Origin of the sequence: Arthrobacter sp. SLBN-112, assembly GCF_006715225.1 — a bacterium.
In the GTDB taxonomy this organism is placed as follows: domain Bacteria; phylum Actinomycetota; class Actinomycetes; order Actinomycetales; family Micrococcaceae; genus Arthrobacter.
In genome coordinates this window covers 2,869,058-2,893,624 of record NZ_VFMU01000001.1, presented here as the reverse complement: position 1 = coordinate 2,893,624, position 24,567 = coordinate 2,869,058, and the positions used below count along the sequence as shown (strand labels likewise).

The following is a 24,567-nucleotide window of genomic DNA, read 5'->3' as shown; positions in this document are numbered from 1 at the left end:
CTCAGCGCTGCTGGTGCCCACGGCTGAGCCGGTTGCCGAACACCCCGGCACGGGGCCGCGGCGCCATGGACTGGGCGTGGGATACGGGAGCCGCTGAACCGGTGTTGACCGCGCGCAGGGCCCGGGCGAAGAGCTTGGCGTCCTGCACTGCCTGCAGCCCGTCAGCCTCGGCACTGATGCGCAGCACGATGTCTTCCTGGGCAATGGTTCCGGTGTAGCCGTGGTCCGCTTCGCACTGCGGATCTCCGCAGCTGGCCGGACCCATGTCCAGCCGTTGGCCGCCAGACCAGGCAATGGACAAGGTGAGTTCCCGGACCGGGTCCGAGGGCTTGTAGTTCTGCGGCTGGGCGTACATGTAGCTCAGGACCACCGACCGGATCTGGGCCACGGGTACCGACTCCGTGGAGATCTGGGCGACGATCTGCTCCCCCGCCTCATCCAGCTGTTGGTCGTCCACGTGGGTGATCACCAGCATGTCCGCGGTGAGGACCAGCACGGTGATGTGGCGGCGCACCTCCGCACGGTCAAAGTGGGTTTCCAGGTGCACCAGGTGGGCCACGCAGTCGCGGCCGTCCAGCGCGTCATCAACGACGTCGGACAGCAGGCGCGGGTAGAACCCTGCCTTCTGCAGCGCATCTTCCAGGCTCTGGCCCTGGATTCCGTGGTTGTGTGAGCTGTGCTGGCGGACTGCCTGGTTTTCATTTCCGGGCGTTTCGGGCGCCGAAGCGGGAGGCTGGAAGCTCATGCCCCCATTTTCACAGATCGTCCGGTCACTTGCTAACCGCGTCAGCCCAGCATGGCCCGGCGGGCACTGTCGGTGCGCTGCGCGGCGTTGCCGATGCGCACGTCAGCGGCGAGGATGGTGACCCCGGCGGTACCGCACAAGACTGGGTTAAATTCCACCAGCGCGATCTCCGGGTGGTTGTCCTTCATCCAGGCCAGCCGCGCGGCGAGGTCCTCCAGCGCCTGGACGTCGACGGCCGGCAGGCCCTGGTAGCCGAAGAGCTTCCGGGATGCCCTCGGGGCCCGGACGAAATCGTGGACGTCCGCCGCGGAGAGCGGCGGTACCCGGTGCGACCAGTCATCCAGGAGGTTCACGGCGTCGCCGGCGAGGCCAAACGAGATGACCGGGCCCAGCAGCGGATCCTCGATGGCACGGAAGGTACAGGCCTGCCCCACGGGCGCCATGGCCTGGACTTCCAGGACCGGATCGCCGTAGGCCGCGAGCGCCCGGCGCATCTGCTCGATGTTGAGCCGCAGCGATTCCGCGTCCTCGATGCCGAGGCGCACCCCGCCAAGGTCCAGCCGGTGGCGCAGTGCGGGGTCTGTGGTTTTCAGGACCACCGGCCAGCCCAGCGCGTCTGCTGCGGCCACAGCTTCGTCCGGGGTGGTGAAGCCGGCAGAGGGCAGGACGGAGATGCCGTAATGCCCCAGCAGGGACGCAGACGCAGCGGGGTCCAGCTGCTTGAGCTGTTCGCCCGTGACGTCCCGCAGCAGGGCGTCGAGTTCGGCCTCTGCCTGCCGGGGGTCACAGGCGTCGGGTTCGACGAACTGCCCCTGGTCGCGGGCCGCCCACTCCACGTACCTGACCACGGCCGCGAGCGCGGCCACGGCGGCGCCGGGGTTGGAAAAGCACGGGACGGTACAGCCCTCCGCCCCCACCAGGCCCTCGACGTTGATGGCGGGGTCCAGGATGCCGGTGAATGCTGCCACCACAGGCTTCCCGGCGCTGGCGGAACATTCCGCCAATACCTGCGCCACGGCGTCGGCAGTCAGCCCGCGGGCCGGCAACAGCGCGGCGACGGCGGCGTGCACGGCATCCGAGGCCAGGGCGTCAAGGAGGGCCTTCCGCAAGGCAGGCAGGGCCACCGACTGGCCGGCATCGAGGTCCAGTCCGGCAACCACCTGGGCCACTCCCAGCCCATGTGCTGCGGCGCTGTCCGCCACGACGTTCCCCAGCGCCTGGGAGTTGCTGAAGACGGCCACGTCCGGTCCTGCGGGCAACGGCTGTCCTGATACCACCTGGGCCACGTCCACCAGCTGTTCCACCGTTTCCACGCGGATCACGCCCGACTGGCGCAGCATGGCATCCAGCGCGCCGGCCGGCGCCTGCGTGGTCCGGACCGCATGTCCGGGCGGCAGGCGCAGTCCCATGGTGTCCGATTTGGCCACTATGACCGGCTTGGTGCGGGCCAGGCGGCGCGCGATCCGGGAGAACTTGCGCGGGTTGCCGATCGATTCCAGGTACAGGCCCACCGCGGAGGTGTCGGCGTCGTCCTCCCAGTACTGCATCATGTCGTTGCCGGAGACATCAGCCCTGTTGCCTGCCGAGAGGAGGCTGGACAGTCCCAGCCGGCGCCGGCTGGAAGCGGCATACAACGAGACGCCGATGGCTGCCGACTGGCTGAACAGGCCCAGGCCGCCGCGGCGGGGCATCGTGGGGGCCATGGAGGCATTCAGGGACACGTCAGGGTGGGTGTTGGCAATGCCCAGCGATGCCGGGCCGATCACCCTCATTCCGTTGGCCCGGGCCTGGCGCACCAGGGAGCGCTGGCGCATGAGGCCCCGCCCGCCGTCGTCCGCGAAGCCTGCCGAGGCGATCACGACGCCTTTGACGCCCGCTGCCGCACACTCAGCCACCACGCCGGCCACTTCCTCGTAGGGGACGGCGATGATGGCCAGCTGGACGGGTTCGGGAACCTCGGAGAGCTTGCCGTAGGACATCATCCCCGCCAGCTCCAGTGCCTCGGGGTTGATGGCATACACGGACCCGTGGAAGCCGCCCTCGATGATGTGCTCCAGCAGCTGGTACCCCACAGTGCCCCATTTGCGGCTGGCACCGATCACGGCAACGGACGACGGCGCCAGCAGCTCCCGGACGCTCCTCGCCTCGGCGCGGTGCTCGCGGGATTCCATCACGGCGCGTGATTTCTCGGTGGGGTTGATGTTGAACTCGAGGCTCACGACGCCGTCGTCGAAGTGGCGCTTGACGTCGTAGCCGGCGTCGGAGAAGACCATCAGCATCTTACGGTTTTCCGGCAATACTTCCGCGCTGAACTTCCGGATCCCGTTTTCGTGCGCGGCGGCGGCCAGGTGCTCCAGGAGGATGGACCCGATGCCCCTCCCCTGGTGGGCATCGGCGATGTTGAAGGCGACCTCTGCTTCGGTGGGATCGGAAAGCCGGTCGTAGCGGCCGATGCCGATGATTTCCCCGTGGATGGTGATGACGAACGCCACCCGGTCCTTGTAGTCCACTTCCGTGAAGCGCTTGAGCTCCTTGGCGGACAACCTGGCCTTGAACGCAAAGAAGCGCATGTAGATTGAATTCTGCGACTGTCCGGTGTGGAAGGCCTGCACCGCGTCCGCGTCCGACGGGTGGATGGGCCGCAGGTGCGCTGTCCCGCCGTCGCGCAGGACGACATCGGCTTCCCAATGTTCCGGATATTCGCCGTCCCCGGGCTGATCCACCATAGGCTTAGCCTAGCCAAAAACTATCGCAGCACACCCCAAGGCTGCGCAGTAACCCCAGAAGGATTTACCAAACCCCATGGCACGCCGCCAAAGTTCACAGCCCATCGTGGAGAGCGACTACACGGAAAACATCGTCGATATCGATGTGACGTCCGAAATGCAGGGCTCCTTCCTGGAGTACGCATACTCGGTGATCTACTCCCGTGCCCTCCCCGACGCCCGTGACGGGCTGAAGCCGGTGCAGCGCCGCATCCTGTACATGATGAGCGACATGGGCCTGCGCCCGGACCGGGGCCACGTCAAGAGTGCCCGCGTGGTGGGCGAAGTCATGGGCAAGCTGCACCCGCACGGCGACGCCGCCATCTATGACGCCATGGTGCGCATGGCGCAGGACTTCTCGCTGCGGCTGCCGCTGATTGACGGCCACGGCAACTTCGGCTCGCTCGACGACGGCCCGGCAGCGCCGCGGTACACCGAGGCCCGGCTGGCGGCGGCCGCCCTCACCCTCACCAACCACCTCGACGAAGACGTGGTGGACTTCGTCCCCAACTACGACAACCAGCTGACCCAGCCGGACGTCCTTCCCGCCGCATTCCCCAACCTGCTGGTCAACGGTGCCACCGGCATCGCCGTCGGCATGGCCACCAACATGGCCCCGCACAACCTGGTGGAGGTCATCTCCGCCGCCCGGCACCTGATTGCCAACCCGGACGCTACCCTCGATGACCTCATGCGGTTCGTCCCGGGCCCTGACCTGCCCAGCGGCGGCCGCATCGTTGGCCTGGACGGCATCCGCGACGCCTACGCCACCGGCCGCGGCTCCTTCAAGACCCGCGCAAAGGTGGAGGTGGAACAGCTCTCCGCACGCCGTACCGGCCTGGTGGTCACCGAACTGCCGTACATGGTGGGCCCGGAAAAGGTGATCGAGAAGATCAAGGATGCCGTCAACGCCAAGAAACTGACCGGTATCAGCGACATCGTGGACCTGACCGACCGCAAGCACGGGCTGCGGCTGGTCATCGAGCTCAAGAACGGCTTCAACCCGAACGCGGTCCTGCACCAGCTCTACCGGTACACGCCGATGGAGGACTCCTTCGGCATCAACAACGTCACGTTGGTGGACGGCCAGCCGCAGACGCTTGGCCTGGTGGACCTGTTGCGCGTCTACGTCAACCACCGCATCAACGTGGTCCGGCGCCGGACTGTCTTCCGGCTCGGGAAGAAGAAGGACCGCCTCCACCTGGTGGAGGGCCTCCTCATCGCCATCGTGGACATCGATGAGGTCATCCAGATCATCAGGTCTTCCGACGAGGCCTCAGCAGCGCGTGAGCGCCTGATGTCCATCTACGACCTCACCGAGATCCAGGCCAACTACATCCTGGAACTGCGCCTCCGCCAGCTCACCAAGTATTCGCGGATCGAGCTGGAGAAGGAACAGGACGAACTCCGCCGCGAAATCGCGGAGCTGCAGGCCATCCTGGACTCCGAGGAGCTGCTCCGCACCGTGGTCTCCGACGAACTCGGAGCCATTGCCGAGGAACACGGCACCCCGCGCCGGACCGTGCTGCTGGAATCCGAGGCCGTGGCCCCCACCGTTGCGTCCGCCGAGCTCGTGGCGGCCAATGGCAAAAAGGGCAAGGCCGCGCCGCTGGCACTGGAGATCGCTGACGACCCCTGCTGGGCCATCCTCACCGCCTCCGGGCAGGTGGCCCGCACCAGCAACCAGGAGCCGCTGGCCGAGGCAGGGCCCCGGAGCAAGCATGACGTGTACGCCTCCGTAGTGAAGACCTCGGCCCGCGGTGAAATCGCGGCCGTCACCTCGCTGGGCCGCATGCTGCGCCTCCAGGTCATGGACATGCCGGTCCTGCCGCCGGTGACCGGCCTGCCCAACCTGGCGGGAGGCGTCCCGGCCAAGGAGTTCCTCACCCTGGTGAAGGGCGAAACCCTGGTGGCGTTCGTACGCCTTGACGAGGTCCTGGCCATCGGCACGGCCCAGGGCGTGGTGAAGCGCGTCCAGCCGGACTACCCGCTGAACCGCGAGGACTGGGAAGTCATCACCCTCAAGGACAAGGACGTGGTGGTGGGGGTGGCTCCCGCCGGAGACGACGACGCCGAACTGGTGTTCCTCACCAGGGAGGCCCAGCTGCTGAAGTTCCCCGCCGCCGTCGTCCGCCCCCAGGGACGCACCGCCGGCGGCATGGCCGGGATCAAGCTCGCCGCGGGCGACCAGGTGATCTTCTTCGGCGCCGTCCAGCCCAAGGACGAGGCCGCCGTCGTGGTCACCATCGCCGGCACCAACGGCGCCCTGCCGGGCACCGCCCCGGGCACGGCCAAGGTCACGGCGTTATCCGAGTATCCGGCCAAGGGACGTGCCACCGCCGGGGTCCGGTCGCACCGGTTCCTCAAGGGTGAGGACATGCTTCTGCTCGCCTGGGCGGGACACGGGCCGGCCAAGGCATCATCCGCTGCAGGCGTGGCGCGGTCCCTGCCCCAGGAACACGGCCGCCGCGACGGTTCGGGCGTCCCGCTTTCCCAGGCGGTTGAAGCCGTGGGCCCGGCCATGGCATGGACGGACGGCCCGGCAGAGGAGGCGTAGCTTCGGGCCCATGCCTACCGCTTAGACTGCTCCCATGCCTATCGTTCCTGATGCCAAGGACTGGACCTGGGTCCTGTCCCGCCCCTGCCCGGAATGCTCCTTCGACGCCTCCACGGCCACGCCATCAACGGTTCCCGGGAGCATCGAAAGCATGATCCCCCGGTGGCGGGCCGTCCTCCGCCGGCCGGACGCAGCGCAGCGCCCCGACGACGACACATGGTCGGCACTGGAGTATGCGTGCCATGTGCGGGACGTCTTCGCACTCTTCGACCAGCGGCTGAACCTGATGCTGGCCGAAGACGGCGCCCGTTTCGAGGATTGGGACCAGGACCGGACGGCCGTTGAGAAGGACTACGCCAACGCCGAACCATCCGAGGTGGCCCGCGAACTGGCGGCGGAAGGCCACCAGGCTGCTGAGGCCTTCGCCCGCGTTCGGGAAGAGGACTGGGGACGCAGGGGGCTGCGCAGCAACGGCTCGGAGTTCACTGTCCTCACGCTCTCCCAATACTTCCTGCACGACGTCGTCCACCACCTTCACGACGTCGACGGCTAAAGAAAACTTAGCCAGTCCGGGCCTAGCGGGAAGCGGCCAGCGATTCCCGGGGCTGTCCGGATGATGCCGAAAGGTCAAGCCGGGCGTCGCCGGCCAGGATGTCCGCCGGGTTGTGGGTGACCAGCACCACGGTGCGGTCCCGCAGCCCTGCGCGCAGGTCCGCCAGCATGGCGGCCGCAGACTCCGCGTCCAGGTGGGCGGTGGGCTCATCCAACAGGATCACCTCCGCACCTGTGAGCAGGGTCCGTGCCACGGCCAGCCGCTGGCGCTCACCGCCGCTCAGGAAGGCACCGCCGGGACCAATCCGGGTGTCCAGCCCCGCCGGGAGCCGGCCCACCAGGCCGGCAAGTCCGACGGCGGCCAGGACGGCTTCCAGTCCGTCGTCCGTCAGGGGCGGTGCACCGCTTCCGGACGGCCGGCCCAGCATCAGGTTGCCGCGGATGGTGGAGTCGAAAAGGTGCGCCTCCTGCGGGCACCATGCCGCGCGGCCGGTGACAAGCACCTGGCCCGCAGTTGGCGGCAGGAACCCCAGCAGCACCGAGAGCAGGGTGGACTTTCCCGAACCCGAGGGCCCGGTCACTGCCAGCCACCGCCCCGGAGCAGCCACCGCGTCCACGCCTGTGAAGACCGGGGAGCCGCCCGCCCACGCCGCGGCAAGGTCCACCAGTTCAACGCCGGGCACACCGCCCGCCCGGCCGGGAACGGACTGCAGCCCATCGGACGCGTCGCCGCCGCCCTCAAGGGCCCCCGACTCCCCCACCCTGCGCATGACGGCACGGAGCGCCGGGAACTGGCGGACCGCCGTCGTCATCGCTGCGTACGGTTCCACCAGCGCGAGCAGCAGGAGGACCACGACGGCTGCCGTGGCCGGGGCCACCTGGGCCGCGAGGACGCCGGGAGCCGCCAGCCATGCGGCGGCCAGCGCAGCGGTGCCGCAGGCGGCCGTGGCGATTGCATGTCCCAGGCCGTCGGCCCAGGCGGAGCGCTGGGATGCGCGCGTGGCGCGGCGGTCTTCTTCCAGCAGCGGCTCAAGCACGCGGAGTGCCACGCCATTTGCGTGCAGTTCGGCGCGCGCGTCCAGGGCCGCCGTCACGCGGCGCAGGACGCCGGAGCGAAGGGACTGCTCGGCGGTGGCGGATTTTCGATCGCCCCAGAGGGCGGCCGCGGGCGCCACCAGCAGGCCGCTGATGGCCGCACCGGCCACCGCGGGAAGGGCTGCCGGGACCAGGACGGCGGTGGCGGTCACGGCCAGGACGGACACTGCAAACGCCGTGATGGGCGGCAGGACCACGCGGGGAAGGAGGTCGCGGACCGTGTCCACGTCGTCAATGACCGTCCCCAGCACGTTGCCGCCCTGCAGGAGCCGGCGCAGCGACAGGGCCCTGCGGCTCAGTGACTCCCAGAGCCGGCCGCGCAGACGGGTGAGTGCGGCAAAGACGGCATCGTGCAGCAGCAGCCGCTCGCAGTAGCGGAAGACGGCCCGGCCGATGCCGAAGAACCGGACGCCCACGATGGCGGTCAGGAGGTAGAGGATGGGCGGCTGCTCGCTGGCGCGGATGATGAGCCAGCCGGAAAGGCCGGAAAGCGCGACGGCGAAGACGGCCGCCAGGGTGCCGACCAAAGCGGCGGCGGCGAACTTTCCCCGCACCGGCGCCAGGAGGGCGGCCAGGAGGCGGACCGGGCCAGGTGCGGCCTGGGCGGGCTGGCGGGTACCGGCGTTGTTGCTTGGGTTGCCCCCGGTTGTCTCTGCGGCAGCGGGGCCCGTGGCGGCAGAGGGCAGGACCTCGCCAGCGCTGTCATCCCGGAGTGTTGCCGGCGCGGGTTGGCTCCCCGTTCGCACCGGCACCAGCAGGTCTGCGAGCTGCCGGGTGCGCTGGTTGTGGGCAACCAGGATCACGGTGGCCCGGCCGCGGAGCCGCCGGATGGCGTCCTCCACAACGAGCGCGGAAGCATCGTCCAGGTGGGCGGTGGGCTCATCCAGCAGCAGGAGGGTGGCGCCGGCCTCGATCCTGGCCAGCCCGCGGGCCAGGGCCACGCGACGCAGCTCGCCGGGGCTCAGCTCCGCCTGGTGCTTCGCGGCCAGGTGGGCGGCGCCGGCGCGGTCAAGGCAGCGGCGGGCAGTCTCTTCGGCGGCCAACCGGTCCCGTCCGGAGCCGGGGTCCGGCGAAAGGTACAGCAGCACCTCGTCCAGGACGGCGCCTGCCACCATGACGGGGTGCTGCGGCACCCAGGCCACGGTACTGCGGTCCAGTCCGCTGATGGATCCGGTGATGCCCGTCCCGTCGCCGGTGCCGATGGTTCCGGCCAGCACGCCCAGGATGGTGCTCTTGCCTGCGCCGCTGGGTCCGTCCAGGGCGGTGATCCTGTCCTGCGGCGCGGTGAAGGTGAGGGGTCCCACGGCTGCTTCGGACCGTCCGGGGTAGGTCACGGTAAGTCCGGTGGCCTCCAGCGGGGCACCAGGCCTGGCGGCCTTTGCCGCCGGCAGGGGTGTTGGCTCCGGCGCGCCGGTCACGGCGGCGGTTTCCGCGAGCGCCACCCGGCCGTCGTCGCTGGCATGGTGGGCGGTGCCCAGTTCACGCAGCGGGAGATAGCAGTCCGGTGCCAGGAGGAGCGCCAGCAGGCCGGCTTCCAGTGGCATGTCGCCGTGGACCAGCCGTACACCGATGAAGACGGCCACGACGGCCACCGAAATGGTGGCGATGAGTTCCAGGGCCAGGGCGGACAGGAAGGCGGTCCGCAGGGTGCCCATGGTGCGGGTGCGGTATTCGTCGGAGATTTCCTCCAGGGCCTTGCGCTGGGCGGTAGCCCGCCCCAGTCCCACCAAAACCGGCAGGCCCTTGGCGAGCTCCAGCATGTGGGCGCTCAGCCGGGCCAGCGATGCCTGCGCCTCGCGGACGCTGTCCTCGGTGTATCGGCCGATCAGCACCATGAACACCGGGATCAGGGGCACGGTGAGGACAATGACCAGCGCGCTCACCCAGTCCGCGAAGAGGATCCGGGCCCCCAGCAGCAGTGGCACGGCCGCGCAGTTGACCAGCGCGGGAAGGAACTGGGTGTAGTAGCTGTCCAGGGCGTCCAGTCCCCGGGTTGCCAGTACCGCCAGGCCGCCGTCGCCAGGGCCTGAGGACCGGACACCCGTGCGCAGGGCACGCGCCAGCAGCTCCGCCCGGAGTTCTTCCTTGACTCCCAGGGCGGCGCGGCGGGCGGCGATGGCCTGGCCCCAGACGGTCAGCGAGCGGAGGACGACGCCGGCGAGTCCGGCTGTGAGCTGGGTTGCCCAGGCAGGGTTCCCGGCTACCAGGCCGGCCAGGGCGGACGCCACGGCCTGGCCGATCAGAACCAGGGACAGGGCCTTGAGGGCGGCCAGGACTCCCAGCCAGTAGATGGCGGAGCGGGTTGCCGGACCGGCAGGAAAGGTGGGCCGCACGTCAGCCCTTGGTGGTGAACGCCCTGGCGGCCACCGCCGGCAGGAAGCTGTGGGCTTCCGGGATGTGGGCGGCGCTGACGCGGCGGCGGAAGACCCAGTAGGTCCAGGCTTGGTAGGCGATCACCAGGGGAAGGCCAACAGCTGCCACGATGCTCATCAGTCCCAGGGTGTAGTCCGAGGAGGAGGCGTTGGAGATGGTGAGGTCAAAGGCGCTGTCCAGCGTGGAGGGCAGCACCACCGGGTACACGGCCCCGAAGATGGATGCCGTGCCGAGCACCAGGAAGGCGCCCAGGGCCAGGAAGGACCGGCCCTCGGAGCCGTTCCGGGCCAGCAGCCAGGCAGTAACGGCAGCAGCAACGGCCAGGAGGACGGCGGTCCAGGTCCAGGGTTTGCCGTCCATGAACTGGATGGCGAGGGCCCACGCCGCGATGGGCAGCAGCAGGACCGGCAGGAGCCGCACGAACCATCGGCGGGCGCGGTGCCGTACCTCGCCGTCGGTCTTGAGGGCCAGGAACGCCAGGGCGTGGAGCAGCGCGAACCCCACCACGGCGATACCGCCCAGCAGGGCGTAGCCGCTGAACCAGGCCATCGGGCCGCCTTCGCGGTCGCCGTTGGCGTTCAGCGGAAGGCCGGTGGTGGTAAGGGCCAGCGCGGCGCCCACGCCGAAGGCGGCGAAGAAGGAACCCAGCGCGATGGCCCAGTCCCACCGGTTCCGCCAGCTGTCCGTGTCCACCTTGCCGCGGTATTCGAAGGCCACCGCGCGGAAGATCAGGGCCAGCAGGACCACCAGCAGGGGGAGGTACAGCGCGGAGAACAGCGACGCGTACCAGAGCGGGAAGGCAGCGAAGGTGGCACCGCCGGCGGTCAGCAGCCACACCTCGTTGCCGTCCCAGACGGGTCCGATGGTGTTCAACAGCACCCGGCGCTCGGTGTTGTTGCGGGCGAAGAGCTTCATCAGCATCCCCACGCCCAGGTCGAAGCCCTCCAGGAAGAGGTAGCCGGTCCACAGCACCGCGATGGCGATGAACCAAATGGTGGGAAGCAGTTCCATTGTGTGTTTCCTCTGCTAGTAGGCGAAGGCCAGGACGTCGTCGGCGGGTTTTGTATCGCCGGGGCTGCCGGGGCCGGGCGTCGCGTCCTCGTTCTCGTCCACCGGTGCGTGGCCGAGTTCTGGCATTGCGGAGACAACGCCGCCGCGGATGTACTTGACCAGCAGTTTGACTTCCACCACCAGCAGGACTGCGTAGACGGCGGTCAGGGCAACCAGCGAGGCGATCAGTTCCCCTGCGGAGACTCCCGGTGAGACGGCGGCGGCGGTGAACATGAACACCTGGTCGATGCCGCTGGGGTCGGGGTTGGGCGCCACGACGAACGGCTGGCGGCCCATTTCGGTGAAGATCCATCCGGCGGCGTTGGCACCGAACGGGGCGAGGATGCCGAAGACAGCCAGCCGCATCAGCCACCGCGACTCCGGCACGGTTCCCCTGCGGGTGAGCCAGAGCGCCACCAGTGCGGCCAGGGCGGCGAGTCCGCCAAAGCCGATCATCATCCGGAACCCCCAGTAGGTGACTTCCATGACGGGCACGTATTCGATCTCCTGGCCCGCGCGCTCACCGTAAATGGGATTGTCCGGCAGGTTGGTTCCGTAGTTGGCCTTGTATTCGGGCAGCAGGCTGTTGACACCCTTGACCTCGGTGGTGAAGTCGCCCTTGGCCAGGAAGGACAGGATGCCCGGGACCTCGATCACGGCCACGACGTCGTCGCAGTTCCTGGATCCCACGTTTCCGATGCTCAGGACGGAGAAACCGGTGCCGTCGTGGCAGGCCGCCTCTGCGGCTGCCATCTTCATGGGCTGCTGCTGGAACATCAGCTTGCCCTGCAGGTCGCCGGTCACCGCGGTTCCGGCGAAGGAGATCATGGCCACCACTGCGCCGATCCGCAGGGAGCGGATCCACACGCTGTGGTCTGCACGGTCACGGCCCGGGATGCGGACGTCTTCACCCGGGATGACCTTGCCGTCGGCACCCACTGTGTCAACGCCGTCGTGCCGTCTCCGCCAGAGGTGGTACCAGGCGATGCCCAGGAGGAAGCCGCCGGCCACAGCCAGGGCACCGAAGAGGGTGTGCGGGACGGCCACCAGCGCGGTGTTGTTGGTGAACACGGCCCAGGCATCGGTCATGACGGGCCGGCCGTTGATCATTTCCACGCCTACCGGGTGCTGCATCCAGCTGTTGGCCACGATGATGAAGTAGGCGGAAAGGGCCGACCCGATGACGGCCACCCAGAGGCAGGCAAGGTGGATGGCGGGCTTGAGCTGCTTCCAGCCAAAGATCCACAGGCCCAGGAACGTCGATTCGACGAAGAAGGCCAGGAGGGCTTCAAGGGCCAGCGGGGCACCGAAGACGTCCCCCACGAACCGGCTGTATTCGCTCCACGCCATGCCGAACTGGAATTCCTGCACGATGCCGGTGGCCACGCCCATGATGAAATTGATGAGGAACAGCTTCCCCCAGAACTTGGTCATGCGCAGGTACTCGGGCTTGCCGGTGCGGTACCAGGCGGTCTGGATGACGGCGACCACCAGGCCCAGGCCGATGGTCAGCGGCACCATCATGAAGTGGTAGACCGTGGTGATACCGAATTGCCAGCGTGCGATTTCCAAGGCGTCCATGGCGGTCCCTACTGTTGGCCGATGCAGTTTTCTACAGTTCGTAGAACTTCAACTTCTACAAAGTGTAGAACATTGGCGTGGACGGATGAAACCAACCACCCTCCCCAAGCACGGACCGGCAGGCGCCGACGCGCCATATGTTCTACCCCATGTAGAATCCGGGGCGGTTTCAGGGTAGATTTAGTGATGTAGTTGAACAAACCGCGTGAGGTCACCGTGCATCCAAAGAGCACGGTGCGGGGAAATAAAAGGAAAAGTGAAATGGCTAGTCTTGGTGAACTGGAACGGGCAGTCATGGACCTGCTCTGGGCGGGCCAGGAAGCGGCTACGGCCAATACCCTGAGGGACCAGCTGGCGCGCACGTCCGCGACGCAGGGCGGGCCGGGCCACGAAGGCAAGGAGCTGGCCGTCACCACGGTGCTCACCGTACTCTCCCGCCTGGAAAAGAAGGGGCTGGTGGAGCGCGAACGCGGCACCCGCCCGCACCGCTACCAGGCCGTGTCGAGCCGTGCGGACCACACCGCCGAACTCATGCACGAAGTCCTGGGATCAGCCCCGGACCGCGAGGCCGTCCTGGCCCGCTTCATCGGGTCCGTGTCCGAAGGTGAAGCTGAGACGCTGCGCAAACTGCTGGGCCACCTCTAGCACACCATGTTCTGGGCCTCATACCTGCTGGCGGTCCTTGCGATAATCCTGGCCTGGCCGGTGCCGATCCTCCTGTCACGGGCACAATGGCCGGCCAGGTCGCCGTTCACGGCCATGCTGCTGTGGCAGGCGATTGCGCTCGCAGGTGGACTGTCAATGATCGGCGCCATGCTGGTCTACGGCCTCGAACCCATCGGGGACAACCTCATAGCAGGGCTCCGCGCATTGGCAGGAATGGTGCTCTTCAATGCCCCCACCACGGCGCTGGGCTTTTGGCATATCTTTGCACTGTCCACCGCTGCCCTGCTCACGGCCCACCTGGTCTTCACGCTGCTGCTGACGTACTACAAGATCCAGCGGCAGCGGCGCCGGCACCGCGAACTGCTGGCTTTGCTGGCCTCCCCGTCGGCCCAGGATGCGGGGACGCTGGTCATCAGCCACGACTCCCCTGTGGCCTACTGCCTTCCGGGCGGCGCCCGCTCCGTAACCGTCCTGTCTGACGGCCTGATGGCTGCCCTCGAACCGGCCGAGTTGCGGGCCGTCCTGATCCACGAAAACGCCCATTTGAGCCAACGGCACCACCTGCTGCTGTGGGCCTTTGCTGCCTGGCGCCAGGCGCTCCCCTGGCTTCCCACCACCCGGCTTGCCCAGGAAGCCGTCAACTCGCTGATTGAGATGCTGGCCGACGACGTTGCGTTGCGGACCGAGAGCAAGGCGACCCTCATCAAGGCGATCGCCATCGTGGCCAGCGGCTCGGCAGGAAACGCGGGTGCCGGTGACATCCGGCCATCCTCGCCCACGGTGGCCCTGTCAGGGCTGGAGTCGGCGTCGGGCGGACCGGGTTCGGACGCGGTCAGGACCGCCGCCTCCCGGGTCAGCCGGCTGCTGACCCCGCAGCCGCAGCTTCCCGCGGCCGTCCGCAGCGCGGTTATGGCCGGCTCCGTCCTGCTGCTGGCCTTGCCCACTGCGTTGCTGGTGGTTCCCGGCCTGCTGGGTTGACACCCGGGGGCTGAGGTTGCCGGCAGTCAGGCGTCGATGCGCTCCCGGTCCAGGCTTGACGCGCCGGCGATGATGAAGTCCTTGCGCGGGGATACGTCGGAGCCCATCAGGAGGTCGAAGATCTCCTCTGCCTGCTGCGCGTTTTCGATCCCCACCTTGCGCAGGGTGCGGTGCCGCGGGTCCATGGTGGTCTCCGCCAGCTGCTCGGCGTCCATCTCCCCCAGGCCCTTGTACCGCTGGATGGGTTCCTTGTACCGCTTGCCTTCCTTGGCCAGGCGGGCCAGCAGGACGTGGAGTTCGGCCTCGGAATAGGTGTAGATCATTTCGTTGGCCTTCTGGCCGGCGTTGATGACCTCCACCCGGTGCAGCGGCGGGACCGCGGCGAACACCCTGCCCTCCAGGATCATGGGCCGCATGTAGCGGAAGAAAAGAGTCAGCAGCAGGGTCCGGATGTGGGCACCGTCCACGTCCGCGTCGGTCATGAGGATCACCTTGCCGTACCGCGCGGCACTGATGTCGAAGCTGCGGCCGGAGCCCGCGCCCACCACCTGGATGAGGGCGGCGCATTCGGCGTTGGAGAGCATGTCTCCCACCGACGCCTTCTGGACGTTGAGGATCTTGCCGCGGATGGGCAGGAGCGCCTGGAAGTCGGAGGAGCGTGCCAGCTTGGCGGTGCCCAGCGCGGAGTCGCCTTCCACGATGAACAGCTCGGAACGTTCGACGTCGTCCGTTCGGCAGTCAGCGAGCTTGGTGGGCATCGAGGAGGTCTCCAGCGCATTCTTGCGCCGTTGGGTCTCCTTGTGGACCCGCGCCGAGATGCGGGACTTCATCTCGCTGACGATCTTTTCCAGCAGCAGGGCAGACTGGGCTTTGTCGTTCCGGTTGCTGGAGGACAGTTTGGCGGAGATCTCACGCTCCACCACCCTTGCCACGATGGCACGCACTGCACTGGTGCCGAGGATCTCCTTGGTCTGGCCCTCGAACTGCGGTTCCGCGAGCCGAACGGTCAGCACCGCCGTCAGGCCGGCGAAGATATCGTCCTTTTCGATCTTGTCGTTTCCGGCCTTGAGCTTGCGCGCATTGGTCTCGACCGCTTTACGGAATGTCTTGACCAGCGCCTGCTCGAACCCGGACTGGTGCGTGCCGCCCTTCGGGGTGGCGATGATGTTCACGTAGCTGCGCACGGCGCTGTCGTAGCCAATGCCCCAGCGCAGCGCCACGTCCACTTCACAGTCGCGTTCAACCTCGGCCAGCTGGCTGTGCCCGCGTTCGTCAAGGACCGGGACGGTTTCCTTGAACTTCCCGGACCCGTGCAGCCGCCACACGTCCGTGACGGCCGGGTCGGCGGCGAGGAACTCGACAAACTCGGAGATGCCGCCGTCGTGGTGGAAGACCTCTTCATGCGGGCCCGCTTCGCCCGGGGTTCCGGGGAGCTTGCGTTCGTCCCGGACGGTGAGCTTGAGGCCCGGCACCAGGAAGGAGGTCTGGCGGGCACGGGCAACCAGGTCCTCGTAGGAGAACTTGGCATCGGGGGTGAAGATCTGCCGGTCTGCCCAGTAGCGGATCCGGGTCCCGGTGACGCCGCGCTTGGCCTTGCCCACGATGTCCAGTACCGAATCATCAACGAAGGGAGTGAACGGCGCTGCCGGATCCAGGCGGGACCCCGTGTCCTTGAAGCGGCCGGGCTCGCCGCGGCGGAAGGACATTTTGTACGTCTTGCCGCCGCGGTCCACCTCGACGTCCAGTCGGGATGACAGGGCATTGACCACGGACGCGCCCACACCGTGCAGGCCGCCCGAGGCGGTGTAGGAGCCGCCGCCGAACTTGCCGCCTGCGTGCAGCTTGGTGAACACCACTTCGACGCCGGTGAGTCCCGTCTTGGGTTCCTTATCGATGGGGATGCCGCGGCCGTCGTCGTGGATCTCCACGGAGTTGTCAGCGTGCAGGATGATGCGGATGTCGTGGCCGAACCCGGCCAGGGCCTCGTCCACGGAGTTGTCGATGATCTCCCAGAGGCAGTGCATGAGGCCACGCGAGTCGGTCGAGCCGATGTACATGCCCGGGCGCTTGCGGACGGCTTCGAGGCCCTCCAGTACGGACAGGTGCCGGGCGGTGTACTCAGAGCTTGGTGCCACTGGTGATGAACTCCTTCAGGGACGTGGATGCGGCGCTGGGGCCGCACCTTCTAGGGTAGTCGGCGGCAGCGGTGACAGGCGTCTGCCACACCCTCCGTGCCGTGTGCGGCGCGCCACCAGCCCCCGTGATGCGCGGGGCGGGGCAATTCTTGACCTAACCTTGCGGATACGCGGACAGCGAACTTGCCCCATCCTTGCGATGGTTCGGATACGAATACTGGTTATATAGATGTACTGATCTACTAAGGAGGCCGACATGACAACAGCAGTGGCAGACCGCACACTAAATGCACTCGACCGGTGCGACCGTTGCGGAGCTCAGGCATATGTCCGGGTTGTACTCGAGTCCTCCGGCGGTGAGCTGTTGTTCTGCGGCCACCATGCCCGTGCAGTCGAGGCGACGCTCAAGCCGTTGAGCTCCGACTGGCACGACGAGACGGGAAAGCTTCACGAGAAAGCTGCCGTGGAAATCGACTAGATGAGGCATCGGTAACAACGAACCTGCGGGGCGCTTCCAATGCGGAAGGGCCCCGCAGGCGTTTAAAGGCACCCGTATAAACGCTGCCCGCGGCAGCTGAAAACAAAGCAGGAGCTGTTCCGAAACCCCACCTTCCGGGTTTCGGAACAGCCCCTGCTTTGTTGTGCGGAAGAGACCTAGTCCAGGTAGTCCCGCAGCACCTGCGACCGGGAGGGGTGGCGGAGCTTGGACATGGTCTTGGACTCGATCTGGCGGATCCGCTCGCGGGTGACGCCGTAGACCTTCCCGATTTCGTCTAAAGTCTTCGGCTGTCCGTCAGTGAGGCCGAACCGCATGGCAACCACGCCGGCCTCGCGTTCGGAAAGGGTGTCCAGGACCGAGTGCAGCTGCTCCTGCAGGAGGGTGAAGCTGACGGCGTCCGCCGGAACAACAGCTTCGGAGTCCTCAATCAGGTCGCCGAACTCCGAGTCGCCGTCCTCACCCAGGGGGGTGTGCAGCGAAATTGGCTCGCGGCCGTACTTCTGGACCTCGACCACCTTTTCCGGGGTCATGTCCAGTTCCAGTGCCAGCTCTTCGGGCGTGGGTTCGCGGCCCAGGTCCTGCAGCATCTGGCGCTGGACGCGTGCCAGCTTGTTGATGACCTCAACCATGTGCACCGGAATACGGATGGTGCGGGCCTGGTCGGCCATGGCACGGGTGATGGCCTGGCGGATCCACCAGGTGGCGTACGTGGAGAACTTGAAGCCCTTGGTGTAATCGAACTTCTCCACGGCGCGGATCAAGCCGAGGTTGCCTTCCTGGATCAGGTCCAGGAACAGCATGCCGCGGCCGGTGTAGCGCTTGGCCAGCGAGACCACCAGGCGGAGGTTGGCTTCCAGCAGGTGGTTCTTGGCGCGCTTGCCGTCATGGATGATGAATTCGAGTTCGCGCTTGTACTTCGGATCCATGGATCCGTCGTCTGCGGCGATCTTCTCCTCGGCGAACAGCCCGGCTTCGATCCGCAGTGCAAGGTCGACTTCCTGCTCCGCGTTGAGCAGGGCCACCTTACCGATCTGCTTCAGGTAGTCCTTAACAGGGTCAGCCGTGGCGCCGGCAGACATGACCTGCTGCACGGGGGCGTCATCGTCGTCCGCATCGGAGTAGACGAAGCCCTTGCCGCTGCCGGCGGCACCCTTGACGGGATCGGCGTCGGCATCCTCTGCTGCGTCCGGGCCTTCGAGGACGATGTCGTCGAGGTCTTCCTCGACGTCTTCGACCTCATCGGGGTCAACGTTACCGGCGGACTTTCCCGCAGCCTCGGCTGCAGCCTTGGCACCGGGCTTGGGCCCACGCTTCTTGGGCTCGCGCTTGCCGTCGCCTGCAGCCTCGCCGGCCGAAGCCTTGTTGGCTGCCCGCGTGGCTGCCCGCTTGGCATTGGTCGCGGCCTGCTTCTCCTCAGGGGACAAGACATCCTGGGCGGCGGAATCCTTCTTCGTGGAAGACGGGGTCACAGAAAACCTTTCTAGCGGTGGTCTGTGGAATCACCATACGGGCAACACCACTATGACCCTGTCAAGTCCGTGGTGAAAACCAAGCACCACCACGGCCGGCAGAGTCACTTAAGACAACTCCCGGAGCGGCTGTAATGTTCCCTTGCGGGGACGGTTACAAGCACTCGATACACGGACCCAACCGGGTCTCGGCATCCATTGTCTCACGATTTGCCCGGATCCGGCCTCCCGTGCCGCCATCCATTCCTGCTGCCCCTGGCCGGCCTGCACCGGCCGGTCCCATGTCCCCCGCGCTTCAGGCCGGTTGCCCCCGGTTCACAGCGTTTCCTTTGGCCCTGCGGGCTCGATCCGGAATTTTTGCCAGGCGGCTTCCTTCCGCGCGGCCCAGCCACAGAGCGTTCCCCTGCCCACGAGGTCCAGCAGGAGTTCGGCAAGCCGGTATTCCGGTTCGATCCCGAGGGCCTGGCCCAGGTGGGCAGCGGCATAGGAGCCGCGGCCGCGGCACCAGGCCACCCAGCCACGGAGGGTCAGCGCTGCGGCGGCCGGGGCCCCGCCGGGGACCGCCAGTTGTCCCAGAATCCGGTCCAGCGCGTCCAGGCCCGCCCAGTCCGGCACGTCCGGCGCGAGTCCCATGAGGACCTCGCCGTAACCGGCAGGATCGGAGCCGGACCCGGCACCGGGCATCCGGCGCCGCGCCTCGGCGCCACGTCTCGATGCCTGCGGCGCTTTCGCCCCCGGTTCCGGTGTCCCCCGGCGCCGGCCGGTTATTTCCACCGGCGGCAGCAACGGCACCGGCACCACGGAATGGCCGCTGCCGCCCCCGCTCCCGTCCGAGAGGACGCCGAACTGTTCGGCACCTGCCTCTGCGGCAGCCCTGCCGGCCGCGGCCATAACAAGCACGGCATCGCGCCAGGTGGGAACGAGCAGTGTGGCGCGAAGGAAGGCGTCCCGTTCAGCGTCCGGAATCCATGGCCCCGCGTGGGTCCGGTCAAGCAGCATCTCCCAGAAGTCAAGCACTGCAGTGAAGTGCGCCCTGCTCCGGGACCGCCCGCCAAGCTCGGCCTCCCAGCCGGCCTGCGCCTCAAGGACGGCCGCCAGGTACAGGGCGGGGACTGGAGCCTGCCGCCCTTCCGGCCCGGCCGCGACTCCTGGAGCGGGTCCAACACTGCTGCCCCGGTACACCATTTCCGTATTGAGCATGCTGTCCCTTATCTCCTGCAGGGGCCGTCCTGGCAGCGGGCAGCACGCGGCATCGCTGCACAAGGCGTCCCGCCAGTACTCGTCGCCCACAAACCAGGCATCACGCACGGGCATCCCGGCCTGGTCCAGCACCCTTTGGACTGTGGAGACCAGAAGGTCGTACGCAGATGGCCTGCCCATTCCGGCGTCGTTGGTGAAGACAGCCAGCAAAGCGCCGTCCGCGTCCTGGTCTGATTCGAGGTAGCGGCGGACGGCGCGGGCAAACACTGCGGGGTCTGCCCTTGTTCCCGGCCCCGGCAGGTCAAGCCGCAGCGTGGCTCCAAGCCTGGTGCCATGCAGCGTCATGGCCACCAGGCTTGCCTCTGGCCAGTACCCCAGCGAGTGTGGAATGAAGCCAAGAATGTCTTCCGGCCCGCGGACAATTAATCGTTCTGAAGCTGTCATGGCTCCAGCATTCGCCGCCGGCGATGGTGCGGGCAGGGACCAATCCGGCTATGTGGGTAACCAGCGTGCGGTGGAGGAAGAGTGGCTGAACGGGCTCAGTCTTCGCTTGGCGTCGGCTGGCGGCGGCGGGCCAGGCTTTCCCGGCGCTGCCGGGCGATGGCGCTGCGCAGCGGCGGAACCACGATCCCCTGCGCGGCCATCTGCCGGCGTACCTTCCGCCGGGAGGCCAGGATGGCCGCGGCGCCGATGGCCAGGAGCAGGAACTGGACACTCAGGGCCAGCCGGAAGGGCGCCAGGCCGTAGAGCACCCCCTGTGAAAATCCGGTGGCGTAGAGGACGTCGAGCACCAGGCCAATCAGGAAGATGGACACCAGGGCAGCGATGAAGCCGCCAACGTTGACGATGCCGGTGGCGGTGCCGATCCGGTGCGCGGGGTTGAAGGTCCGGGCGAAGTCGAAGCCGATCATCGACCCGGGGCCGCCGATTGCGAGCACCACCACCAGGCCGGCGAGCAGCCACAGCGGGGCACGTCCGGGCAGCAGCAGCACCGCGGCCCATGCTGCGGCGGTGGCGCCGGCGATCAGCAGCACCATGGTGGAACGGCGCAGGGGGTGGCGCGAAACGAAGCGGCCGATGAACGGGCCCACCGCCATGGCTGCGGCGACATACAGCGCCATCAGGGCGGCAACGGTGCCGGCGTCCAGTCCCTGGCCGGAGATCAGGAACGGGTAGCCCCAGGTCATCGCGAAGACCGTGCCGCTGAACTGGATGGTGAAGTGGCTCCACATCCCCAGCCGGGTCCCGGGCTGGCTCCAGGCACGGGCCAGCGATGCGCCGGTGGCCCTGAGTCCCTGCCGGGCGTGCGGGCGCCCGGTCCCGGGTGGAGAATCCTGCAGGAGCAGCAGTACCAGCACGACGGCGAGGGCAGACATCCCTGCCAGCATCAGGAAAGCGGGGGTCCAGCCGGACAGGTGCAGGACCAGCGCGAAGGGCAGGACACTGAAGAGCTGCCCCAACTGGCCGGACATCCCGGTCAACTGGGTGACCAGGGGGACGCGGGCCGGAGCGAACCACAGTGGGATGAGCCTGATCACCGAGATAAAGGTCATGGCGTCACCGGCACCCACCAGGACACGGCCCAGGACTCCCCCGGGGATGCTTTCGGCGAACGCAAGCTGCAGCTGTCCGAGTCCCATCAGGACTGCGCCGCCGGCGATCATGGCGCGCGAACCGAACCTGTCCACCAGCAGGCCCACCGGGATCTGGAGCCCGGCGTAGACCAGCAGCTGCAGGACGGTGAAGAAGGATATGGCTGACGCGGTTGCATGGAAGCGCTCCGTGGCCTCAAGCCCCACCACACCGAAGGACGTCCGCTGTGCCACGGCCACCAGGTACCCGAAAATTCCAATGGTCCAGATAAGCCAGGCGCGGGGAGCAGTCACTACTTCATTATGCCCGGCCCGCACCCGCGGCCCGGATGCTGTGACGCCCTGCTACTGTCCGGGGTTCTCCCTGGCCAGGTAGGCCTCCACGGCAGCTCCGAGGTCGTCGGCGTCGGGAAGCTCGTCATTCTCATTCGCCAGGAGCGACCGGCGCACTATGCCGTCCGCCTTCTCGTCATACCGCGTCTCGAGGCGGGAGACCACCTGCTGGACCTCCTCGGACGCCTCGATCTGCTGCGCGATCTGGCGGCTGACCTCACGGCCGGACTCACGGAGCCGGTCGGTGGGCAGCATCAGCGACGTTGCGGCGCCAAGGTATTCCAGTCCGGCGACGGCGGCGGTGGGGTACTCGGCCTCAGCCAGGTAATGCGGCACGTGGATGACGTACCCGGCAACATTGCGTCCTGCCTCTACCAGGCGCAGCTCCAGGATGTGGCCGACAGCAGCCGGAACTTCAACGGTGGGCTTCCAGACGGAGATGCCCTCGATCAGCTCGGGCCGGTTCCCATGCACCGTCACGCCGACGGGCCGGGTATGGGGCACGGGCATGGGGATGGAGTGGATCCAGGTGACCAGGTTGACGTCCAGCTTTTCCACGATGTTCACCACGGCACGGGCGAACCGTTCCCACTGCAGGTCGGGTTCGAAGCCGGCCAGGAGGAGGAATGGCTTCCCCAGCCCATCCACCAACCGGTACAGCGCCAGGCGCGGCTCCTGGTAGTCCTGGATGTGGTCTTCCACGAAGCTCAGGTGAGGCCGCCGGGACCTGTAGTCAATCAACTGGTCGGCATCGAAGACAGCAACGGGCTGGGCATCGAGGGTGTCCAGCAGCTCGGCGTTGATCTGCTTGACCACATGGCCGGCGTCGGCGAAGCCCGTGAAACCCATCACCAGGTCCAGCCCCTGCATCTCAGGGCTGTGGAACAGCTCGATGTTGCTGGCATAGAGCGCGTCGGGGTCCAGCAGCGAGCCGGAAATCCGTTCAAGCACGGCATGTTCCTTTCAGGGGTACGGGCGGACATCCTGCATAACGCGGCGGGCGCAGCCGGCATTCCGCGGCGAGGTGTGGCGCACATCTCAGGAAATTCTCCCGCTGTGCGGGCGAAGGGCTACGATCGGAACTGGCCTGCCAGACGGGCTTGCACGCACCCGGGCACCGTCCAGAACGGCCGGCTCCGGGCCACCATGGCAGAGCGCCCAACATGCATCCCTGCCCGAACGTTTCGAGAATTGAGGACTCATCCCTGTGGTCAAGAATACTGAAATCAACCTTAGTACCGTCTCGCGGGACCTTAAGAAGAACCCCAGCGACGCAGTGGTCATCGGGGTGGGGCAGGGAAGCGACGGGCCAGTCCTGCTGGACAACCCGCTCACGGCGAAGTCGGCGGAGGCCCTCGCTGACTCGCTCAAGGCGCTGGGCATGACCGGCGCGGCAGACCAGCTGGTCCGCCTCCCCGGCCTGCCTGAGACCGGCGCCGGCATCCTGGTCCTCGCCGGGGTGGGAAAGGTGTCCGACAGCAGCCCGCTTGCCGGCGAATCGCTCCGCCGGGCCGCGGGATCGGCCATCCGGCAACTGGCCGGCCTCCCCACGGTAACGCTGGCATTCCCGACGGCGACCGTGCAGGATGTCACGGCTGTCGCCGAAGGTGCCGCGCTGGGCGCCTATTCCTTCACCGAGTTCCGGACTTCCACGGACGGGCTCAAGGACCCCGTCCGCAATGCCGTCATCTTCACGGAACTGGCGGGCAGCACGGGCCTGGACTCCGCACTGAAGCGGGCCGGACTGGTGGCAAAGGCCGTCAACGCCACCCGGTCCCTGGTCAACACGCCGCCGAGCCACCTGTACCCGGAGTCCTTTGCCGAGGCCGCCAAGGACCTCGCCAAGGGGCTCCCCGTCAAAGTCACCGTCTGGGATGAGAAGCGCCTCGAGAAGGAAGGCTTCGGCGGCATCATGGGCGTCGGCAAGGGCTCAACCAGGCAGCCGAGGCTGGTCAAGGTCGAGTACTCCCCCGCCAGGGCCACTGCCAAAATTGCCCTGGTGGGCAAGGGCATCACGTTCGACACGGGCGGCATTTCCCTCAAGCCGGCCCTGAACATGGGCGACATGAAGAGCGATATGGCGGGTGCCGCCGTCGTGCTTAATACTGTCCTGGCCCTCGCCGGACTGGGCCTGCCGGTGAAGGCCACCGCCTGGCTTTGCATCGCAGAGAACATGCCCGGCGGCGGCGCGTCCCGGCCTGCCGATGTGCTGACCATGTTCGGCGGCAAGACGGTGGAAGTCCTCAATACCGACGCCGAAGGCCGCCTGGTGATGGCGGACGGCATCGTCGCTGCAAGCCGCGAGTACCCGGACGCCATCATCGACGTGGCCACGCTGACCGGCGCGCAGCTCATCGCACTGGGCAACCGTACTGCCGGTGTCATGGGTTCGGAGAGCGTCACGGGCGCCCTCAAGGCAGCGGCGGACCGCGCGGGCGAGCTGGTATGGCCCATGCCCCTGCCGGAGGAACTGCGGCCCAGCCTGGATTCCCAGGTGGCGGACCTGGCCAACATCGGCGAACGCCATGGCGGCATGATGACCGCTGCCGTGTTCCTGCGCGAGTTCGTGGGTAAGGACAAGGCGGGCGAACAGATCCCCTGGGCGCACATCGATATCGCAGGGCCGTCCTTTAACAACGGCAGCCCCTACGGCTATACCCACAAGCAGGGCACCGGCTGCACCGTCCGTACCCTGGTTGCCTACATCGAGGACATCCTGGCCGCGGCCTGAACAACTGGCTGGACGAAGGCTGCAACGCGTGTGTCACGCGGCTTTGAGGGGGAGTGATTGCTGTGCCACAGAGCCGCGTGACACTGGACACAAGCGCTCCACAAACACAGCGCCAAGGTGGAGCATGGATAGGTGGTTCGCTAAGGTGAACCACGGTAGTCACAAATGCAAGAGAGTTGCCCTGCTGACATAATCACGGCAGTGCAAGTTCCAAGACCAGATGATGCGCGCAGAACGCGTCATCGT

Annotated in this window: 16 protein-coding genes; 6 read left to right on the top strand and 10 right to left on the bottom strand. The window is 67.4% G+C overall.

What is annotated here, in order from left to right; translation table 11 throughout:
- Position 1 precedes the first annotated feature (1 nt).
- Together FBY33_RS13345 and FBY33_RS13340 are read right to left on the bottom strand one after the other, a co-directional pair.
- The gene (locus tag FBY33_RS13345; protein WP_142030985.1) at positions 2-745 is read right to left on the bottom strand and encodes a DUF5998 family protein; all 744 of its coding nucleotides are present in this window, start codon (positions 743-745) and stop codon (positions 2-4) included.
- A gap of 41 nt (positions 746-786) precedes the next feature.
- The gene (locus FBY33_RS13340) at positions 787-3,471 is read right to left on the bottom strand and encodes a bifunctional acetate--CoA ligase family protein/GNAT family N-acetyltransferase (protein ID WP_142030984.1); all 2,685 of its coding nucleotides are present in this window, start codon (positions 3,469-3,471) and stop codon (positions 787-789) included.
- A 76-nt stretch (positions 3,472-3,547) separates the two neighbouring features.
- Here FBY33_RS13340 and FBY33_RS13335 point away from each other — a divergent pair, with 76 nt between their 5' ends.
- Both FBY33_RS13335 and FBY33_RS13330 read left to right on the top strand, forming a co-directional pair.
- Positions 3,548-6,067, top strand: coding sequence for a DNA gyrase/topoisomerase IV subunit A (locus FBY33_RS13335; RefSeq protein ID WP_142030983.1), 2,520 nt, complete (start codon positions 3,548-3,550; stop codon positions 6,065-6,067).
- A gap of 34 nt (positions 6,068-6,101) precedes the next feature.
- Complete coding sequence (locus tag FBY33_RS13330) at positions 6,102-6,620, top strand: DinB family protein (RefSeq protein ID WP_142030982.1); 519 nt, start codon at positions 6,102-6,104, stop codon at positions 6,618-6,620.
- Positions 6,621-6,642: 22 nt separating this feature from the next.
- Here the strand turns inward: FBY33_RS13330 and cydD are convergent, their stop codons facing one another.
- Genes cydD through FBY33_RS13315 form a run of 3 tightly spaced genes read right to left on the bottom strand, consistent with a single transcriptional unit; the run spans position 6,643 to position 12,718 of the window.
- Positions 6,643-10,047 carry a thiol reductant ABC exporter subunit CydD gene (gene cydD, locus FBY33_RS13325; RefSeq protein WP_142030981.1) on the bottom strand — a complete coding sequence of 1,135 codons (3,405 nt, stop codon included), beginning with the start codon at positions 10,045-10,047 and terminating at the stop codon, positions 6,643-6,645.
- A gap of 1 nt (position 10,048) precedes the next feature.
- The gene (gene cydB, locus FBY33_RS13320; RefSeq protein WP_142030980.1) at positions 10,049-11,098 is read right to left on the bottom strand and encodes a cytochrome d ubiquinol oxidase subunit II; all 1,050 of its coding nucleotides are present in this window, start codon (positions 11,096-11,098) and stop codon (positions 10,049-10,051) included.
- A 15-nt stretch (positions 11,099-11,113) separates the two neighbouring features.
- A complete protein-coding gene (locus FBY33_RS13315; RefSeq protein ID WP_142030979.1) occupies positions 11,114-12,718 on the bottom strand; it encodes a cytochrome ubiquinol oxidase subunit I in 1,605 nt (534 codons plus the stop codon).
- A 261-nt stretch (positions 12,719-12,979) separates the two neighbouring features.
- On the opposite strand from FBY33_RS13315, the gene FBY33_RS13310 reads away from it, so the two are divergent.
- Together FBY33_RS13310 and FBY33_RS13305 are read left to right on the top strand one after the other, a co-directional pair.
- Positions 12,980-13,363, top strand: a complete 384-nt coding sequence (locus tag FBY33_RS13310) for a BlaI/MecI/CopY family transcriptional regulator (protein WP_142030978.1) — start codon at positions 12,980-12,982, stop codon at positions 13,361-13,363.
- Positions 13,364-13,369: 6 nt separating this feature from the next.
- On the top strand, positions 13,370-14,362 hold the full coding sequence (locus tag FBY33_RS13305; RefSeq protein ID WP_142030977.1) for a M56 family metallopeptidase: 993 nt from the start codon (positions 13,370-13,372) through the stop codon (positions 14,360-14,362).
- A 26-nt stretch (positions 14,363-14,388) separates the two neighbouring features.
- Here FBY33_RS13305 and FBY33_RS13300 read toward each other — a convergent pair whose 3' ends face one another.
- Positions 14,389-16,497: a DNA gyrase/topoisomerase IV subunit B gene (locus FBY33_RS13300; RefSeq protein ID WP_142030976.1), complete on the bottom strand. Its 2,109-nt coding sequence runs from the start codon at positions 16,495-16,497 to the stop codon at positions 14,389-14,391.
- Between the two features lie 256 nt (positions 16,498-16,753).
- Between FBY33_RS13300 and FBY33_RS13295 the strand changes: the two genes are divergently transcribed.
- Complete coding sequence (locus tag FBY33_RS13295) at positions 16,754-16,975, top strand: DUF7455 domain-containing protein (protein ID WP_013600696.1); 222 nt, start codon at positions 16,754-16,756, stop codon at positions 16,973-16,975.
- A gap of 176 nt (positions 16,976-17,151) precedes the next feature.
- Here FBY33_RS13295 and FBY33_RS13290 read toward each other — a convergent pair whose 3' ends face one another.
- From FBY33_RS13290 to FBY33_RS13275, 4 genes are all read right to left on the bottom strand, one after another.
- Complete coding sequence (locus FBY33_RS13290) at positions 17,152-18,465, bottom strand: RNA polymerase sigma factor (protein ID WP_142030975.1); 1,314 nt, start codon at positions 18,463-18,465, stop codon at positions 17,152-17,154.
- Between the two features lie 315 nt (positions 18,466-18,780).
- Entirely contained in the window at positions 18,781-20,109 is a 1,329-nt protein-coding gene (locus FBY33_RS13285; RefSeq protein ID WP_142030974.1) for a DUF4192 domain-containing protein, read from the bottom strand.
- Between the two features lie 95 nt (positions 20,110-20,204).
- Positions 20,205-21,551 (bottom strand): MFS transporter, encoded by a 1,347-nt coding sequence (locus FBY33_RS13280; RefSeq protein ID WP_142030973.1) that lies wholly within the window; start codon positions 21,549-21,551, stop codon positions 20,205-20,207.
- A gap of 51 nt (positions 21,552-21,602) precedes the next feature.
- On the bottom strand, positions 21,603-22,541 hold the full coding sequence (locus tag FBY33_RS13275; RefSeq protein WP_142030972.1) for a proteasome assembly chaperone family protein: 939 nt from the start codon (positions 22,539-22,541) through the stop codon (positions 21,603-21,605).
- A 256-nt stretch (positions 22,542-22,797) separates the two neighbouring features.
- On the opposite strand from FBY33_RS13275, the gene FBY33_RS13270 reads away from it, so the two are divergent.
- Entirely contained in the window at positions 22,798-24,321 is a 1,524-nt protein-coding gene (locus FBY33_RS13270) for a leucyl aminopeptidase (RefSeq protein ID WP_142030971.1), read from the top strand.
- The last annotated feature ends 246 nt before the right edge of the window (positions 24,322-24,567 follow it).

Excerpts from the sequence above, each read along its gene's own strand:
- FBY33_RS13345 (WP_142030985.1), bottom strand. The coding sequence starts at position 745 with ATGAGCTTCCAGCCTCCCGCTTCGGCGCCCGAAACGCCCGGAAATGAA.
- FBY33_RS13340 (WP_142030984.1), bottom strand. The coding sequence starts at position 3,471 with ATGGTGGATCAGCCCGGGGACGGCGAATATCCGGAACATTGGGAAGCC.
- FBY33_RS13335 (WP_142030983.1), top strand. The coding sequence starts at position 3,548 with ATGGCACGCCGCCAAAGTTCACAGCCCATCGTGGAGAGCGACTACACG.
- FBY33_RS13330 (WP_142030982.1), top strand. The coding sequence starts at position 6,102 with ATGCCTATCGTTCCTGATGCCAAGGACTGGACCTGGGTCCTGTCCCGC.
- cydB (WP_142030980.1), bottom strand. The coding sequence starts at position 11,098 with ATGGAACTGCTTCCCACCATTTGGTTCATCGCCATCGCGGTGCTGTGG.
- FBY33_RS13315 (WP_142030979.1), bottom strand. The coding sequence starts at position 12,718 with ATGGACGCCTTGGAAATCGCACGCTGGCAATTCGGTATCACCACGGTC.
- FBY33_RS13310 (WP_142030978.1), top strand. The coding sequence starts at position 12,980 with ATGGCTAGTCTTGGTGAACTGGAACGGGCAGTCATGGACCTGCTCTGG.
- FBY33_RS13305 (WP_142030977.1), top strand. The coding sequence starts at position 13,370 with ATGTTCTGGGCCTCATACCTGCTGGCGGTCCTTGCGATAATCCTGGCC.
- FBY33_RS13295 (WP_013600696.1), top strand. The coding sequence starts at position 16,754 with ATGACAACAGCAGTGGCAGACCGCACACTAAATGCACTCGACCGGTGC.
- FBY33_RS13285 (WP_142030974.1), bottom strand. The coding sequence starts at position 20,109 with ATGACAGCTTCAGAACGATTAATTGTCCGCGGGCCGGAAGACATTCTT.